Annotated in this window: 16 protein-coding genes; 8 read left to right on the top strand and 8 right to left on the bottom strand. The window is 59.8% G+C overall.

The window, feature by feature from the left end:
- Nucleotides 1-25 precede the first annotated feature (25 nt).
- The 5 genes from HYPMC_RS20165 to HYPMC_RS20145 form a co-directional block, all read right to left on the bottom strand.
- The gene (locus tag HYPMC_RS20165) at nt 26-679 is read right to left on the bottom strand and encodes an XRE family transcriptional regulator (RefSeq protein WP_013949961.1); all 654 of its coding nucleotides are present in this window, start codon (nt 677-679) and stop codon (nt 26-28) included.
- Between the two features lie 147 nt (nt 680-826).
- Nucleotides 827-1,357: a sarcosine oxidase subunit gamma gene (locus tag HYPMC_RS20160; RefSeq protein WP_024274908.1), complete on the bottom strand. Its 531-nt coding sequence runs from the start codon at nt 1,355-1,357 to the stop codon at nt 827-829.
- Nucleotides 1,350-4,334 carry a sarcosine oxidase subunit alpha family protein gene (locus tag HYPMC_RS20155; RefSeq protein ID WP_013949959.1) on the bottom strand — a complete coding sequence of 995 codons (2,985 nt, stop codon included), beginning with the start codon at nt 4,332-4,334 and terminating at the stop codon, nt 1,350-1,352. Before HYPMC_RS20155 ends, HYPMC_RS20160 begins: the two co-directional genes overlap by 8 nt.
- Complete coding sequence (locus HYPMC_RS20150; protein WP_013949958.1) at nt 4,331-4,627, bottom strand: sarcosine oxidase subunit delta; 297 nt, start codon at nt 4,625-4,627, stop codon at nt 4,331-4,333. Before HYPMC_RS20150 ends, HYPMC_RS20155 begins: the two co-directional genes overlap by 4 nt.
- Before the next feature lie 12 nt (nt 4,628-4,639).
- The gene (locus HYPMC_RS20145; RefSeq protein ID WP_013949957.1) at nt 4,640-5,902 is read right to left on the bottom strand and encodes a sarcosine oxidase subunit beta family protein; all 1,263 of its coding nucleotides are present in this window, start codon (nt 5,900-5,902) and stop codon (nt 4,640-4,642) included.
- A 121-nt stretch (nt 5,903-6,023) separates the two neighbouring features.
- Here HYPMC_RS20145 and HYPMC_RS20140 point away from each other — a divergent pair, with 121 nt between their 5' ends.
- The 3 genes from HYPMC_RS20140 to HYPMC_RS20130 all read left to right on the top strand — a co-directional run bounded on the left by HYPMC_RS20140 (nt 6,024) and on the right by HYPMC_RS20130 (nt 9,187).
- A complete protein-coding gene (locus tag HYPMC_RS20140) occupies nt 6,024-6,992 on the top strand; it encodes a LysR family transcriptional regulator (RefSeq protein ID WP_013949956.1) in 969 nt (322 codons plus the stop codon).
- A gap of 156 nt (nt 6,993-7,148) precedes the next feature.
- Complete coding sequence (locus HYPMC_RS23480; protein ID WP_013949955.1) at nt 7,149-8,381, top strand: CBS domain-containing protein; 1,233 nt, start codon at nt 7,149-7,151, stop codon at nt 8,379-8,381.
- Nucleotides 8,382-8,452: 71 nt separating this feature from the next.
- On the top strand, nt 8,453-9,187 hold the full coding sequence (locus HYPMC_RS20130) for a lysozyme (RefSeq protein ID WP_013949954.1): 735 nt from the start codon (nt 8,453-8,455) through the stop codon (nt 9,185-9,187).
- A gap of 20 nt (nt 9,188-9,207) precedes the next feature.
- Here the strand turns inward: HYPMC_RS20130 and HYPMC_RS20125 are convergent, their stop codons facing one another.
- The 3 genes from HYPMC_RS20125 to flgF are packed head-to-tail and all read right to left on the bottom strand — an operon-like array spanning nt 9,208 to nt 11,978.
- The gene (locus HYPMC_RS20125) at nt 9,208-9,813 is read right to left on the bottom strand and encodes a hypothetical protein (RefSeq protein WP_013949953.1); all 606 of its coding nucleotides are present in this window, start codon (nt 9,811-9,813) and stop codon (nt 9,208-9,210) included.
- A 52-nt stretch (nt 9,814-9,865) separates the two neighbouring features.
- Nucleotides 9,866-11,233, bottom strand: coding sequence for a FliI/YscN family ATPase (locus HYPMC_RS20120; protein WP_013949952.1), 1,368 nt, complete (start codon nt 11,231-11,233; stop codon nt 9,866-9,868).
- Between the two features lie 22 nt (nt 11,234-11,255).
- Nucleotides 11,256-11,978, bottom strand: coding sequence for a flagellar basal-body rod protein FlgF (flgF, locus tag HYPMC_RS20115; protein ID WP_013949951.1), 723 nt, complete (start codon nt 11,976-11,978; stop codon nt 11,256-11,258).
- A gap of 167 nt (nt 11,979-12,145) precedes the next feature.
- Here flgF and motA point away from each other — a divergent pair, with 167 nt between their 5' ends.
- The 5 genes from motA (at nt 12,146) to HYPMC_RS20090 (ending at nt 16,721) form a co-directional block, all read left to right on the top strand.
- The gene (gene motA / locus HYPMC_RS20110; RefSeq protein WP_013949950.1) at nt 12,146-13,030 is read left to right on the top strand and encodes a flagellar motor stator protein MotA; all 885 of its coding nucleotides are present in this window, start codon (nt 12,146-12,148) and stop codon (nt 13,028-13,030) included.
- Between the two features lie 75 nt (nt 13,031-13,105).
- Nucleotides 13,106-14,086: a FliM/FliN family flagellar motor switch protein gene (locus HYPMC_RS20105; protein ID WP_013949949.1), complete on the top strand. Its 981-nt coding sequence runs from the start codon at nt 13,106-13,108 to the stop codon at nt 14,084-14,086.
- 81 nt (nt 14,087-14,167) lie between these two features.
- Nucleotides 14,168-14,590: a flagellar motor switch protein FliN gene (gene fliN / locus HYPMC_RS20100; protein ID WP_013949948.1), complete on the top strand. Its 423-nt coding sequence runs from the start codon at nt 14,168-14,170 to the stop codon at nt 14,588-14,590.
- A gap of 34 nt (nt 14,591-14,624) precedes the next feature.
- Nucleotides 14,625-15,611: a FliG C-terminal domain-containing protein gene (locus HYPMC_RS20095; protein WP_244420934.1), complete on the top strand. Its 987-nt coding sequence runs from the start codon at nt 14,625-14,627 to the stop codon at nt 15,609-15,611.
- A gap of 24 nt (nt 15,612-15,635) precedes the next feature.
- Nucleotides 15,636-16,721, top strand: coding sequence for a flagellar biosynthesis protein FlhB (locus HYPMC_RS20090; protein WP_013949946.1), 1,086 nt, complete (start codon nt 15,636-15,638; stop codon nt 16,719-16,721).
- The last annotated feature ends 9 nt before the right edge of the window (nt 16,722-16,730 follow it).

The raw sequence follows: 16,730 nt of genomic DNA, 5'->3' as shown, positions 1-16,730 counted from the left end.
GTGGAGCACGAGGGAGCCGCCCGTTTTAGGGTCGTGGATAGATGATGATCGACAGGTAGGTCATTGGCGTCGCAATTAGGCGCGCCGGACCATGGGGTGCCGCGCTGTCGAACAGAATGGCATCTCCGGGAGCCAGGTGATAGCTGCGATCGGCATGCGCGTATTCGACTTCGCCGGAGAGCATGAAAATGAACTCGACACCCTCATGCTGGAAGCCGGTATAGGCGGCCGCATCGTCCGAAAGCGTGATCAGATAGGGTTCGATGACGACCGGGCCGTCAAGCGAATGGCCAAGAAGCTGGTACTGATGGCCCACCTTTGTGCCGCGACGTCGAATGACGACGCCTTCACCTGATTTGACGTAGGAACAGTCGCGGCGCTGTTCGAACGAGGCAAACAGGACCGTCAGCGGCACGTTCAGCGCTGAGGCAAGCATCTGCAACGTGCTGAGTGACGGCGAGATCTGGCCGTTCTCGATTTTGGAAAGCATTCCCGGCGAGATTTGCGATGCTGCGGCGAGCTCGGCAACGGTCAGCCCTGCGTGCTTCCGATGGTGGCGAACCTGATGCCCGATGGCCTGCTCAAGCGTATGTTCGGCAGCGCCTGGTGCATTCGAACCCGTTGCCAAAGGCTCGGCTTCGGCGAGTTCGACAGAGTTTTTGCGTGGCTTTTCTGACATGAAGGCTTTCCGCCGGCGACGGCGGCTGAAAATGACTTAATATCGAAACAGGTTCGCACGTCGCGAAAGATTATTCCACCACGGGAAAAAAAAATGTCCAATGCCTGAAGGACGCAGGCCACAGAGTTCTGGAAAATCTATGTCAGATCAAATCCGGCCAAGCCAGTTGCGGAAATCCTTTGCGTAGGTCCGCGCGCAGGCGAATTCATATCCCCTGCCGTCCGGCAATCGCCACACGGTCACGCCGAGGTGCGAGACGTGGGTGATCGCAACGTCTCCTGGTTTAAACGAAGTATCTTCGAAGTCGATGCCCATGCTCTGAACGAGCGCGTCGGATGGACGGGCACTGTCCATCCCGAAGATCGTTCGGCTATCGCTGACATCAACGACCGACGCAAACCCATTGAATGTTTTCGCATGTTGGGCCGTCGGATCGCCACTTCCCGACAATTGCTCAATCAGCAGCCATTGCTCGGGACCGGCCCAGACAATCGTCATACCACGCGCTTCGAGCGCTCGGGGCGTTGACGGAAACTCGATGCCAAAAGCGGCGCGGGCAGCATCGTTCAGCCCCGCCAGCATGCCGCGTCTGGCGGCAATGTGCGTGACGGCAAGGTCCGAACGTTCAACGATCGAAGAATGCTGTTTCGCCATAAGGCCGTTCGCAAGATCAGACACGCAAACGTGCTCCTTCTACATCGTAGAATGCGGCCGGAACCACCTGGACGAGGGTGCTTTCACCCCGCACCGGATCGACAGCCTTGAGAATTTCGCCCATGCGAGCTTCGGCGCGCGCAAGAAGCCCCAACCCCACCCAATGCCCGAGCATCGGCGAATATGCGACAGAGGTCATATAACCCTGGTCGTTTTGCGCAGTCGGCTGATCGTCTTTGCCGATGAAATGCGCGCCACCCCGCAATCGCACGGCAGTGTCTACAGGCTTGAACCCGATCAGGCGCGGGCGATCCGGATCGATCAATCCCGGCCGCTGTGCCAAGACGCGGCCGATAAAATCTTTCTTGGTCGATGCCATCTTGCCGAGGCCGAGATCCGCAGCCGTCGTTGTGCCGTTGAGTTCCGAGCCGCCGACGTGGCCCTTTTCGATGCGCATGACGCCAAGCGCTTCCGTGCCGTATGGAATGGCGCCGAATTCCTCGCCTTCCGACATGAGCTTGCGCATGAGAAGATCGCCATACCGCGCCGGAACTGCGATTTCGTAGGCAAGCTCGCCTGAGAACGAGAGACGATAGATGCGCGCCTTGATGCCCCCGAGCGCGGTGATTTCGGCGCACGCCATATACGGGAAGGCGGCGTTCGAAATGTCGAACGGTGCATCGACGATCTTGGCGAGCAGGTCACGGGCCCGTGGTCCCGCCACAGAATATTGCGCCCATTGATCGCTGACTGGGAACAGCTGCACGTCAAGGTCCGGCCAGTGCCACTGCCGGCAAAGTTCGAGATGCTGCAGAACCTTGATGGCGTTGGCCGTCGTTGTCGTGATGAAATAGAGATCATCGGCAAAGCGTGCAGCCGTGCCATCATCCATTGCCACGCCGTCTTCGCGCAGCATCATGCCATAGCGCGCTTTGCCGACGGCCAGCGTGCTCATCATGTTGATATAGACGCGGTCCAGAAATTTTCCGGCGTCGGTGCCGTGAACCTCGATTTTACCGAGCGTCGACACATCGCACACGCCGACGCCGCCCCGGACCGTTTTCACTTCGCGATTGACCGTTTCAAGCCAATCGCGTTCGCCGGGTTTGGGAAAATATTGCGCGCGAAGCCACATGCCGGTTTCGACGAAAGCCGCACCACGCTCTTTCGCCCAGTCGTGCGACGGCGTGAGCCGCGTCGGCTTGAAATGCTTGCCACGATGCTCGCCGGCAAAGACACCGAGTGAGACGGGCGAATACGGTGGACGGGCAGACGTCGCTCCCGTTGCCGGGATCGATTTGTTCGTCAGCTCCGCCATCATGGCGAGGCCGTTAACATTCGACGTCTTGCCCTGGTCGGTCGCCATGCCAAGCGTCGTGTAGCGCTTGAGGTGCTCAACCGAGCGGAAGCCTTCGCGCTCAGCAAGGCGGATATCCGCAGCCGTCACGTCATTCTGCTGATCGACGAATGCCTTTTGCTTGGCCGCTTCGACATGCCAGAAGGCCGAGACTTCCGTCAGTTCATCGTCCATGCTGGGAACGAGAGCGACAGTAGCCGCGAAGCCGCACGCAGCGGCAGCGTCTGCGCCTGCCCGGGCACCGTCGTTAAGGCACGAAGATGTCGAGAAAGAACCATTGGCCGCGCCGGCTACGGTCATCCATTTCGGCAGCGCTCCCGGAACGAAGGCCGCTAAATTCTCCTGCCATTGCGAGCGTCCGCCAAGGTGTGTCGTCACCTGAACGTTGGGATTGAATCCGCCCGACGCCGCAATCAGATCGCAAGGGATCGTCTGGGACGTCCCGTAAGCTGCAACGATCCGTGCGCCGGTGACGCGCTGTCCGCCGGTAGCGTCAGCGACCGCGGCGCCTTCGAAGACGCGGATACCATGCTTGCGCGCCTTCGACTTGATTTCAGGCGGTAATATGGGGCGCGTGTCGACAAGTGCTGCAACGGTGATGCCGGCGCGAATGAGATCGTCGATTGTGTTGGCCGCATCGTCGTTGTTCGAGAATACGACGGCCGTCTGGCCCGGCGCCACGCCGAAGCGATTGATGTAGCTTCGCACCGCGCTTGCGAGCATCACGCCCGGCCGATCGTTGTTGCCGAACACGATCGGCCGCTCGGTCGAGCCTTGCGCGACGATCGTCTGCTTGGCGACGATATGCCAAAGGCGCTGCCTCGGCTCACCCGTTGCTGGAACGGCGACATGATCCGCCACCCGCTCGACAGCACCAAACGTACCGGAATCGTAAGCACCGAAAATCGTCGTTCTCGGCATCAAGCGAACTCTGGACGAAGCCGCAAGCTCGGCGACGATGGCATTCACCCATTCGACACCGCTTTTGCCATCGATGCTTCGCACATCAGAGAGAAGGCGGCCGCCCAAGGCAAAGCTTTCGTCGACGACGATGACCTTCGCTCCAGCGCGCGCCGCAGAAAGCGCGGCCATCAATCCCGCTGGACCCGAGCCGATGACGAGCACGTCGCAGAACGCGTTCGCCTTGTCGTAGAGGTCGGGATCGGGCTCATTTGCGGCGGATCCCAGACCCGCCGCGCGCCGGATGATTGGCTCATAGAGCTTCTCCCAGAACGCCGCCGGCCACATGAAGGTCTTATAGTAGAAGCCCGCCGAGAAAACGGGCGACAGGAGCCCATTGACCGAAAGCAAGTCGAACGACAGTGACGGAAAGCGGTTCTGGCTTTTCGCTTCGAGACCATCGTAAAGCTCGGCAACGGTCGCGCGTGTGTTCGGCTCGCGACGCGCACCGGAGCGTAGCTCGACAAGTGCATTGGGTTCTTCGGAGCCCGCAGTCAGGATGCCGCGCGGGCGATGATATTTAAACGACCGTCCGACCAGTCGAATGCCATTGGCGAGCAACGCTGACGCCAGCGTGTCGCCAGCATATCCCGTGTAGGGAACGCCGTCGAAGGTGAAGTCGAGCGCCTTGGTCCGGTCGACGAGGCCTAGCCCCGACACACGGAATGTTTGCGATTGCGTCATGGTGTGGTGCTCGCAGAATTCTGACGTTCGAGAGCGACGTCCTGAGCCGGCTTTACATCGGAAATTTCGTGTGTGCGCGTGTCGCGCGTGACGACCAGCCACGCATGGCATCCGGCTGCGTGATACCAGAGCTCTTGCGTCGGTCCGGCAACGTTCCGGCGCTCATAAGCGAAAGCATAAAAAGCGTCGGCAGCATCCGGCGCTGTCGGATCTGGACGGACGACGCTCGCGTCTCCGAGATAGGAGAATTCATCGTTGCCGCGTTCGCCGCAAAAGGGACATTTGATGCGCATGGTGGCTCGCCTTCAGTGCAGGTTGGGCTGATTGCCCATGCCCTTCTCGTCGATCATGTGGCCGGTGCGGAAGCGATCGAGGCGGTAGGCTTTCGCCACCTCATGCGGTTCGTCGCGTGCTAAGAGATGCGCGAAGCACAATCCCGATGCCGGCGTCGCCTTGAAGCCGCCGTAGCACCAGCCGCCATTGAAATAGAGGCCTTCGATGGGCGTCCGGTCGATGATCGGCGAGCCGTCCATGCTCATGTCCATGATGCCGCCCCACGAACGCAGGAGGCGTACGCGTCCGATCCGCGGCATCAGCGCCATCCCGCCTTCAAGAACATCCTCGACGACCGGAAGGTTACCCCGCTGCGCATAAGAATTATAACCGTCGATATCGCCGCCGAAGACCAAGCCGCCCTTGTCCGATTGGCTGATATAGAAATGCCCCGCGCCGAACGTAACGACGCCGTCAATGAACGGCTTGATGCCTTCCGAGACGAAGGCTTGCAGCACGTGGCTTTCGATCGGCAGCATCATTCCCGCAAGACCAGCTACGCGCGATGAATTGCCGGCCACCGCTAAGCCGACCTTGTTCGCGCCGATAAATCCGCGCGTCGTCTCGACGCCGCCGATCTTACCGTTCTCGATCCGAAATCCCGTGACTTCCGCATTTTCGATGATGTCGACGCCGAGACGGTCCGCGCCGCGAGCGTATCCCCACGCGACCGCATCATGACGCACCGTGCCGCCGCGCCGCTGAATGAGGCCGCCTTTGATCGGAAAGCGTGCGTTGTCGTAGTTGAGCCAAGGATACATCGCGCGCACGGCATCGAGATCCAAAAGTTCGGAGTCGACGCCGTGCAGGCGCATGGCATTGCCGCGCCGCGCATAAGCATCGCGCTGGGCGTCCGAATGGTAGAGGTTGAGGACGCCACGCTGCGAAACCATGGCGTTATAATTGAGATCCTGCTCGAGCCCTTCCCAGAGCTTCATGCTGGTCTCGTAGAAGGGAATGTTGCCTGGCAGCAGATAGTTCGAGCGGACGATCGTCGTATTGCGGCCGACATTGCCGCCGCCGATCCAGCCCTTTTCGATGACGGCGACGTTGGCGTTGCCATACCTCTTCGCGAGATAATATGCAGTGGCAAGGCCATGGCCACCGCCGCCGACGATGACGATGTCATAGGAGGGCTTCGGGGCGGCCTTGCGCCATGCCGGCTTCCAGCCGGTCTGGCCGCGCAGCGCCTCCGTAAGGACGGAAAAAATCGAGTATCGATCTGAGCTGAACATGGCCGTATCTGCGGTTTGTCTCGGCGATCCCGGCGCCAGGAAGATGCGCCGTATCAACTTGTTTTCTTATAAATCAGTCGCCGATTGACGTTAATATAAGAAAATCTTATTCTGTCAGATCATGGCTACACGCTCGAACAGACTGCCCTTTGATCTCCACGCTCTTGAAGCATTTCTGGGCGTTTGCGATGCCCGCTCGATGGCGCTTGCCGCAAAGAAGCTTTCGCTGACGCAGCCGGCCGTATCTCAGGCGGTCGCCGACCTTGAAGCGCGCATGGGCGTGAAGCTCTTCGACCGCAGCGTCCGGCCCTTAGCGCTGACGCCGGCGGGTGAGGTCATGCGACAGCGGGCGTCGGCGCTGGTGTCGGAAGCACGTCAGCTCGCAACCGTTATTCGCCACACGGCGAAGGGCCGGCTGGCTCTCATTCGCGCCGGCCTCGTGGATAGTCTGTCGCGGGCGCTGACCGGCCCGATCGCCTCGTTTCTGGTCAACCACGCGGATCAGGTCTCTGTGCAGTCTGGCCTCACCGCCACGCATGCCGGTGCGCTGCTGACACGCAATCTCGACCTTTTCATTGGCGTCGATGACATGAGCGACATCGAGGGCTTCGATCGTCACGAACTTGTGACCGAGCCCTATATATTGGTGCTGCCGGCGCGGCATAAAATCCCGCGGACGGTCACGGATTTGGCGGCGCTCGCCGGCAAGCTCCCCTTTATCCGTTATAGCGCTCGGTCCAAGACCGGCATCGACATCGAGCGCTATCTCCGCCGTCTCAATATTGATTTTCCGCAGGGGCTGGAATTCGATACGCCCTTCGGTGTGAGCGATATGGTAGCCCGCGGCAAGGGCTTCGCGATTTCGACGCCGATCTGCATCGCCGAAGCGGCCCTTGAAAATCGCGATATTCGAGCTGCCGCCCTGCCAGGCCCCCAGCTTAAGAGAACATTAACGCTGGTCAGTCGCCGGCTAGAGCTCGGCACCTTGCCGCGCGATCTGACAAAGGCCTGTAAATCGTCGCTTGAAACATCGACGCTGTCGGCTCTGCGACGCTCGCTGCCGTGGCTTTCCAGTGAGCTTCTGACATAACGCTGTTGCGCTGCAATGTCAGCCGACCGCCCATGCCGCAGCGCAATTGCGCCAAGCTCAAGGCTGTATCTCAGACCTTACGTCGCGTTGGCGGGCATCGTGAGTCGGGCTACCTAGAAACGCATATTTGAATCGAGATTGGATCATAGTTGAACGATGACGCTGCAGGCGATCATCATCCGAGCAGACGGTGCTCTCGCTGAAACGGAAGACGTCCGCAGGAAGGCATTTGCACAGGTCTTTTCCGAGGCCGGATTTGATTGGTCGTGCGATCGTGAAGGGTTCGCGCTGACCGCAAAACTCGGCAGCGGAGAGGCCCGCATGGCCCATTACGTGCGCGCTTTCCTCCGCGGAAAGCCTGAGACCGAGGATTTCACCCTCCTCATTCAGGCGATGCATCGGCGCGCCTCCAAGGTCTTTGGAGAAATGCTGTCGTCGATGGTCGTCGAGCCGCGCCCAGGGATCCGCGATCTGATCATTGCTGCGCGCGGCGACGGTCTGCGCTTGGTTCTCGTCTCTCTTCTCGAGCCTCGCGATACCGAGCAGCTATTGAAGACTCTGTTCGGTGATCGTGGCCGACAGCTGTTCGACGTTGTTGTCTCAGGGGACAAGAGCGGCAAGGGCGAATGCGCCCGGCTTTACGCCGAGGTCCGCTCCAGTCTCGGCTGCGATCCCAAGCACAGTCTCGTGATCGAGGGCGGTCGTCGCGGCGCTCAGGCTGCAAAGGCCTCGGACTTTCCGGTCATCACGACGCGAAGCGCGTTTTGCCGTGAGAGCCCGGCCTTCAGCGAGGACTCGGTTCTCATTGACAATCTGACGAGCCTGCTGACCGGGCGCGATCGCAGCCCTCACGATCCGCTGACGTCTGAGGATCGGGCGGACCTTCTCGAGGCTATATATCGGTTGCACGCAAGCAATTGCAGCGGCCTTACAGGATTGGATTGGAGCGACGAGATGAAGGTCTCGGACATTCTGAAATCGAAGGGATCGGCGATCAAGACGATCGAGGCAAACGCCACGATGCGCGCGCTCGCCCACAGTTTCAGGAAAGAGCAAGTCGGTGCGATGCTGGTCCTGGACGACAAGGGCGGCTTGCAGGGCATCATCTCGGAACGAGATCTCGCTCGCGGCATCGACGAGTTCGGCATCGACCTGCCGCAAATGCGCGTCGCCAATTTGATGACCCGTTCGGTCGTAACCTGCGCGCCCGACGATCGCGTTGCTGCCGTTGCCAATGTCATGACGCAACGGCGCATTCGGCATTTGCCCGTCGTTGTTGATGGCAAGGTCGTCGGCCTGATCAGCATCGGTGACGTGCTGAAGCATCGTCTGGACGAAGTACAACTCGAAGCCAGCGTACTGCGAGACGTTGCGCGTTCGCGCCGCTAGCGACCGCTTGTTTTGCTCGCTCGCGTCGTGACACCAGCTTGCCGCAAGCTCGGCGTGACAAGCATCCCCGTATGGTCGATCCCAGCTATCTTGATGCCATAAAGCAGTTCGAAGGCTACACCGCGGAAGCCCGGTGGGATTACGCGCAGAATTCGAATGGCTACGGCACACGCGCACGCTTTGCCGGCGAAGTCATCGACAAGGCGGAAGCCGATCGCCGCTTCTCGTCTGAAGTGCAGAAAGCCGCGGAATTCGTCGATAAGTTCGCGCCCAATCTCGACGAGGGCAGCAAGGCTGCTCTGACATCGCTGACATACAACGCCGGAACGGCTTGGTCGAAGAGCGGACTTGGAGAAGCCGTTGCCAGCGGCGATCTCGATAAAGCGCGCTCACTCTTCCTGCAATACAACAAGGCAGGCGGCAACGTCGTCGATGGTCTGGTGCAGCGGCGCCTCCAGGAGGTCGCATGGTTTGGCCAGGGAAATCCGGCCGCCCAAGGGGCGAGCGCCGGGATTGCCGCCATGGCCGCGGCCGCAAGCGCTTCAGCGATTGCAAGTTCATCAGCCGCCGTCCGATCGTCGGGATCAGTGACGGCAAGCAACCCCTCGCGGTCCATCTTGCGCATGGCTTCGACCGATGTCAGCGTACCGCCGCTGTCGGCCATCGGTAGCGATCAGGTGATGTTATCGCTTCTGTCCCACATGGCCGATCCGCCGTCCGGCCGCAATCACGATGATAACGACAAGCGGTCGAACAATTCGGACCGCAAATTTGTCGAGCCTGAACCCCAGTTGCGCACAGGCTGAGACCTTGAAAGCTGAGGCGGCTACCGCGCCAAACCGGCCGCAAGCAGAATTGCCACGGCGAGACCAGCGACGCCTGCCAATCCGATCCGAATAAGAACGGTGCCATTTATGCCTGTCTCAGGCCTACTCCGCCGCCCCTTGCGACCAGTGGTCTCTTCGGTTTCGGTTTGCGCGCGTACGGCCGCGGAAAAGAACGCGCTTTGCATCGCCATTCGCAATTCAGGCGAAGCCGCAGCCAGTAGCACCTGCTGATTGGTCGCATCAGTCGGGAGGAGGCGTTGCTCGGTCGGCATGTCCGGCCTGAATACGGCGTCAGCTTCGGCATATTGCGCCGCGACCCGGCTCGCTCCCGCTGCCGTATCGCCGGCAGGCTGCTGTGTCGGCGCCTGATTTCGGAACCCGTCCGCTGAGACCGCCAGCCGGGCGTCGAGCTGTTCGTCGAGTAACGTCAGCAGGACGGACGACACCGCCTTCTCGTTATGCGAAATTGGCGCGGGAGTAGCGGTCGGCTGCTTGTCCGTTGGCTGCTGTCCGGACTTGTCGCGATTTTGAAGCAGCTGCCTCTCTGCCTGCAGAAGGACTTCGTTCGCGACCAGGCGACCGATATTTTCAGTTGAACTTACCATTGTCGCTGCGCTCCGAGGTCAGAACGTTGTTTGGCCGGCAGCGAACAAAACTTTAGCGCGATGCGGTGTGCTGCCGTTGCCCGCCCTGGAGAACCTGAGAAAGATACGTATAGACGTCATCGACGGGATCTTCGTCGAGAGATTGTTTCATAGCATCGTAAACGCGCGGCACGATTTCCATGGCTTTGTCGAGAGTCAAATCGCTACCGGCCTTATAGCCGCCGATCGCGCGAAGATCTCTGGTGTCTTCGTAGCGCGAAATCACTTCGATCAATTGCGTCACAAATTGCGTCTGGTTCTTTGTCCTGATCTTCGGCGCGAGGCGCGAAAGTGAGGCGAGCGGATCGAGCGCGGGCAGCCTGCCCTGGCTCGCGATGCTGCGATCGAGGACGATGTGCCCGTCTAGGATGCCGCGCGTCGCGTCGGCGATCGGATCGTTATGGTCATCGCCGTCCACGAGAACGGACAAAATGGCTGTGATCGTTCCGGCGCCGGCTTCGCCCGGTCCGGCCCGTTCGAGTAACCTCGGCAGATTGCTGAAGACGCTCGGCGGGTAACCGCGCGCAACGGGCGGCTCATCGGCGGCCAGCGCCAGTTCACGCATGGCATGCGCGTATCGCGTCAGCGAGTCGATGATGAGCAGCACGGTCTTGCCGCGGTCGCGGTAGTATTCGGCAATGCACATGGCGGCGCTGGGCGCGAGGCGACGCATCATCGGGCTTTCGTCGGACGTCGCGACGACTGAGACCACCTGTGAGCGCGTCGCGCCGAGCGTATCGTCAAGAAAATCGCGGACTTCGCGGCTTCGTTCGCCTACGAGTGCCAGCACTGTGACGTCGCTCGAAGGTGCGCGGCTCAACATCGCAAGCAGTGTCGACTTGCCGACGCCAGAGCCCGCAAAGATGCCGATGCGCTGCCCGGCGCAGATGGGCGTGAAAAGGTCGATGGCTTTGACGCCCGTCGTCAGCGGCGTTCCTAACCTATTCCGACGCAACGGCGATGGCGGCGAACCTTGAACCGCATAAGCACGCTCTCCGCGAACGAGCGGACCGGCATCATCGATAGGCTCGCCCAACGCGTTGACCGTGCGGCCAAGCCAGGATTCATCCGGTGACAGCGACAGTTGTCCGGACATCGTCGTAACGCGTGCGCCGAGTTCGATTCGATGGTCGGCGATAAACGGCGTGACGTTGATTGTCTGGCTTTCGATCGTCGCAACTTCGGCGAGGATTGTGCCGCCGATGCCGGAAATCGACACGCAATCCCCGAGCGATACGAATTTCGAAAGGCCCGCAACGACGAGATACGTCGTGCTGATACGAACCACGCGGCCGGAAACGCGATGCGCGGGCGACCGCGCGGCAGCGGTTGCCATCAGAAGGTCCAGGCGATCGAATGCCGTTACAGCGCCCGCGCTCACCGATGATGCTCCTGGCGCTTCATCACGAACCCGCGATTGCCTTCAGGGCATCCGTCAGCGACGTTTCGGTATCGCTCAGCATGGTGCTGACGCCCTGGAAATTCCGCTGCAGGGTGATGAGGTGCGTCATCTCGAGAATAGGATTGACGTTTGATTTCTCGACGTAGCCTTGCAACACGCCGTTATGCAGGAAATCGAGTTCAGCAACCGGCTGGATGTCGGACGTAACGGCGACACCTTCGGCGCGCGTCAGCCGAGCGCCTGGCGGCATCGTATAAAGGCCAAGCGCCCCAAGATTGTTGCCAGCCTGCTCAATCGTGCCGGCCTTGTTGATCGTCGGCGGAGGATCATTAGGGTTGAGCTGAACCGGAACGCCACCAGCATCGAGGACTGGATAGCCCTCAAGTGTTGTCAAAACGCCTTCCTTATCCATCTGCATACGGCCGTCGCGCGTATAGACAACTCCGCTTGGTGTCTGGATGGCAAGCCACGAGTTGCCACGGATGGCGACGTCAAGGGGATTGCCGGTCTGCGTGATTTCGCCTGTCTTGGTCGATATGTGATTTTCGCCTTTCGAGACGAAGCTCACAGAGTCCTTGCCTGGCTGCGAGACAAGCTCCTCGAAAGAGACCTCCTCGCCGCGATAGCCTACGGTGTTCACGTTGGCGACATTATTTGCCAGCGTGTCGAGGCGCCGCTGCAGCGACAACTGGGCAGAAAGAGCGACGTAGATATTGGATTGCATGCCGTGAATCGATTCTGTCAGGACCAGCTTTAGGGGAAGGCTAGCCTCAAGAACTTGTGGCGGGCTGACTCAAAGGACGCGTGCGCGCGCCAATACGGAGGGACAAGTCCCACGCAAGCCAAAGCGCCCCTTATGGCTACGGTTAGAATTCGCTCCGGGAAGCTCACGTGACCATTATCGTCGGCCTGATTATCACTCTCGCCTGTATGCTAGGCGGCTTCGCGGCCATGGGCGGCCACGTGCTGGTCATCTGGCAGCCCTGGGAATACGTCATCATCATGGGCGCGGCGCTAGGCACGTTCGTGGTCGCCAATCCTATGAAAGTCATCAAGGATGCCGGGAAGGCGACGATTGAGGCCTTCAAGAGCAGCACGCCGACCAAAGACGAGAACATTGAGGTTCTCGCCCTGCTCTTCTTCATGATGCGCGAGCTGCGCGATAAATCGCGCGCCGAAATGGAAATGATTATCGACGCACCGAACGAGTCGGAAGTCTTCAAACGTGCGCCGACGGTGCTTGCCAACGAAGAACTGACGACTTTCATCTGCGATTATTTTCGTCTCATCATCATGGGCAACGCGCGTACGCACGAAATAGAAGCCCTGATGGATGAAGAGATCGAGACGGTACGTCACGACAAGATGAAGGCCTATCACGCGCTCGTCGCAGTCGGCGACGGCTTGCCGGCGCTCGGCATCGTCGCAGCCGTCCTGGGTGTCGTGAAGGCGATGGGCGCAATCGACCAGTCTCCGGAAATTCTCGGACACCTCATCGCGTCCGCTCTGGTCGGCACGTTCGCGGGCATCTTCTTTTCGTATGCGGTCGTCGGACCGCTGGCGACGAAGGTGAAGATCATTCGCGATAAGAAGTTGCGGTCTTACGTCATCGTCAAGCAGTCGCTCCTAGCGTTCATGAACGGAGCCATGCCCCAGGTCGCTATCGAGCACGGCCGTAAGGCGATCTCCGCGTATGAGCGTCCGACGATCAACGAGGTCGAGACCGCGACGATGGGCGGTGGCGCAACTTCAGGCCAGGACAGAAAGGCGGCGTAATGAACACGCGACTGCTCCGCACTCTGATCGGCCGGTCGCCTGTCTGCGTCGAAACGCAAATTTGGGGCGGCCATCATGTCGGATGACGCGCTGTTGGAAGCGACGCTATCGCTGCGGGAATCTGAAAAATCACTGGAACGGGCGCTTTCAGCCGGCCAAAACCGGCCGGATCGTCTTCCCGGCCTGCAAATGATTTTTGGCCAGTTGCCGCGCATCATGGCTGAGGAAGTCGGCAGTCTTTCGCACATTCCGTTGCGCGTTCGCCTCATCGAGCTTTTTGCTTCGACGATCGATGATACGTGCACGCTTCCGGCTGGCGCATTCGCGGGCGTGGTTCGGGCCGAGAGATGGCGGAGCTGGCTATATTTCATCGCCGATCCGGCCATCAGCCTGCTTTTCGTCGAGGCCGCGACGGGCAGCGAAAGCATCCCGCGCACCGGCCTCCCGAAGCGCAAGCCGACACCCACCGACGCCAACGTTTTACGCGTTCTGTTTCGTCGCGTCTCGCGGGCGCTGACGAACGCCTTTTCCATTCTTGTCGACGTCGATTTCGATGTCGGCGACATCGTCGAAAAGATTGAGCTCGAACCCAACCTCGGCCCGTCATCGCCGGTGATCGCGGCGCGGCTTGCGCTGGACTATGACGGTCACGAAGGTCAGGTGACGGTGGTCATCCCGCAGGCCGCACTCGAAACCATTCGCGATTTGCTCGTGACGGCTGTCCCCGGAGAAGTCGCCAGCCCGGCGCCGGGCCGACCGGACACCAACGACGATCCGATGTGGTCGAAGCAACTTGCCGAAGAGATCGCCCGCGCCTTCATCGGGCTCAATGGCGTGCTCGAAGAGCGCACGATCGCGCTCGGAGAAGTCGAGAAATTCAAAGTCGGCTCCGTCATCGAGCTTCAACTCTCATCCATGTCTCGCGTCCGCCTCGACGCCGACGAAAGTCCGCTGTTCTGGTGCGAGCTTGGCAAGCGCGATCACGGCTTGATCCTCCGCGTCGATCAAGAATTCGATCATGAAAGAGAGGCGGTTGATGAATTCTATGGCCTCTGATCCGTCGACACCTCAAGGCTCCGGCATGTTTCAAGTCATAAAATCAGCTCCGGAAGTGCTAGCGCAAGGAAATCATCTGCCATGATGTCGAGTGATATCGACCAATCGGACAATACACCCGACGGGGTAGAAGCCGCCTTCGAGCAGCCGATGTCCGGTGCTGCTGAATTCGGTGTCGGGCAAATCGCCGGTATCGCCGAGCCCGCGCAGGCGGAGGCAGATCCATCGACAGCGTCGGATTTTGGCAATAACAGCGCCATGATCATGGGCCTGCCGGTCATGATGAAGGTGGTGCTCGGTTCGGCGAAAATGCCGGTAGCGACCCTTGCGAAGCTCACAAAAGGCTCCGTCGTCAAACTCGACAAGATGGTCGGCGACCCCGTCGATATTCTGGTCAACGGCCGTCTGATCGCGCGTGGCGAGGTGGTTGTTTTGAACGAAGGAACATCGCGCTTCGGTGTGGTGCTGACGCAGGTCGGCGCGATTCCAGGCGTTACGAAATAATAGTAGCTGATGCTCGATGCGAGACCCGTCATCAATGCAAACCGGAAACTCGCGAGCCCTGTCGGGACCTGAAAAGGTCGGCGTTCTTCTTCTTGCACTCGGCAAGCAGCGCGCCAGTGGTCTGCTGAAGAAGTTCAATCCCGAAGAGCTGAATATTCTCGTCCGCTCGGCTGAAATCATGCCGACCATTACCGCTGCCGAACTCGAAGGCATCGTTGAGGAATTCGAGAACCAGTTCGGCCAGGGTGCACCGTTTCTCGGACGCGCCGAGGATGTCCGACGCCTGGTCACGGATGTCATCTCCGAAAACAGATCGTCCGGTGATGCAAACGACCAGTTCATTGCACGGCAAGACGTCTGGGCTCAGCTGGCGGCGCTCCCTGATGACATCATCGTTGGACACTTCCAGAACCAATCTCCGCAAGTTGCCGCCTACTATCTCGATCGTCTCGGCAGCGAACGCGCGTCTGCGCTTTTGAAATCGTTCCCGGTCGCCAAGCGCAATGACTTGCTGAACCGCATCCTGGGCATGGGCCAGATCTCGCCGCAAGTCGTCGAGGCGCTGGAGAGCGGCTTGCATGACGAGCTGTTCGACGTCGATCGCCGCTCGTCGGACAAATACGTTTCGCTGGCCGGCATCCTCAACAATATGGATAAAGAGGAGTCGGTCCAAGCGCTTGAATATCTGGCAAGCGTCAAGCCCAAGGACGCGGAAGCCATCCGCAAGATGCTCTTCAAGTTCGAAGATCTGCTACGGCTTCCTGCACGCGCCCTCACTGTTCTTATGGACGGAATTCCGGTCGAGCGGACGGTCCTTGCACTTCAGGGAACCGACGCAGAGCTGCAGACCAAGGTTCTCTCCGCCCTGGCGCCGCGCGCGCGCCGCATGGCGGAAGCGGAATTGCAAAGCCCGGCAAACGTTCCTCCCCGCGATATCGTCGACGCGCGCCGGACGATTGTCGATTCGGTTCTGCGTCTCGCCGCCGACGGTTTGATAGATATCTCCGGAGCGGCCGCCTAGATCGGCCAATGAGGGAACGAGCCCGTGGCCGAAGAACAGGATAAAGACAGTCGCACAGAAGAAGCGACTGACAAACGTCTGAACGATGCGCGCGGCGACGGCAACGTTCCCATGTCGCGGGAAGCCACGAACTTTACCTACCTGCTTGGCGCGCTTCTCGTCATCGCCGTGCTCGGCCAGACGTTCATTATTCACTTCACTGATCTGTTGCGCGGGCTGCTTGCCAATGCCGGTTCGATTCGCATCGAGAACGGCGGCGATCTCAGTTTGCTTTTCGACGTCGTCGGAAAAACAGCCGCGACGATCACCGCTCCGATCATTCTGACATTCACGGCGGCAGGCGTGATCGCGTCCGTGGCTCAGAATACGCCGGCTCTGATATTTAAACGCGTGATGCCGGACATTTCCCGATTGTCGCCGGCAAAAGGCTTCAAGCGCCTTTTTAGCGCCTCCGGTTTTGTCGAGTTTCTGAAGCTCACGCTGCGATTGTCCGTCGTGACGATCATAACCAGCGCCATCCTGATGTATCTGTGGCACGATTTTACGAATTCGATCTGGCACGATCCGGCGGCCATATTGGAATTATCGCAACAGAGTGTCGTTATCCTCCTGATCGCTCTTGCGCTGATGTCGTTTGCGCTCCTGATCTTCGATTATCCCGTCGCTCAAATTCTTTGGCGGCGATCCCTGCGAATGGCGCCACAACAGGTCAAGGACGAGCGCAAACAGGCCGAAGGTGATCCACATATCAAGGCAAAACGCCTGTCCATCGCTCGTTCGCGCCTACGCCAGCGAATGATGTCGGCCGTCCCGCGCGCAACTCTTGTCATCGCGAATCCAACGCATTTCGCCGTCGCGCTTCGTTACGTGCGTTCAGAAGGCGGTGCGCCGCGAGTCGTTGCGAAGGGACAAGATCTTATTGCCTTGTCAATTCGTCGGATCGCTGAAGAAAATGACATTCCAGTCATAGAAGACAAGGCTCTCGCAAGGTCCCTGTATGCAAAAGTGGAAGTGGATCAAATGATCCCCGTCGAATTCTACAAAGCGGTTGCACAAATTCTTCTTCGCCTCCAGGCCGGGAAGAATGGAGCGGGCACCATTCGCGCCTAAGGGAAAAGC

The organism is Hyphomicrobium sp. MC1 (assembly GCF_000253295.1).
In the GTDB taxonomy this organism is placed as follows: Bacteria; Pseudomonadota; Alphaproteobacteria; order Rhizobiales; family Hyphomicrobiaceae; genus Hyphomicrobium_B.
This window is presented reverse-complemented; position numbering and strand designations above follow the sequence as displayed.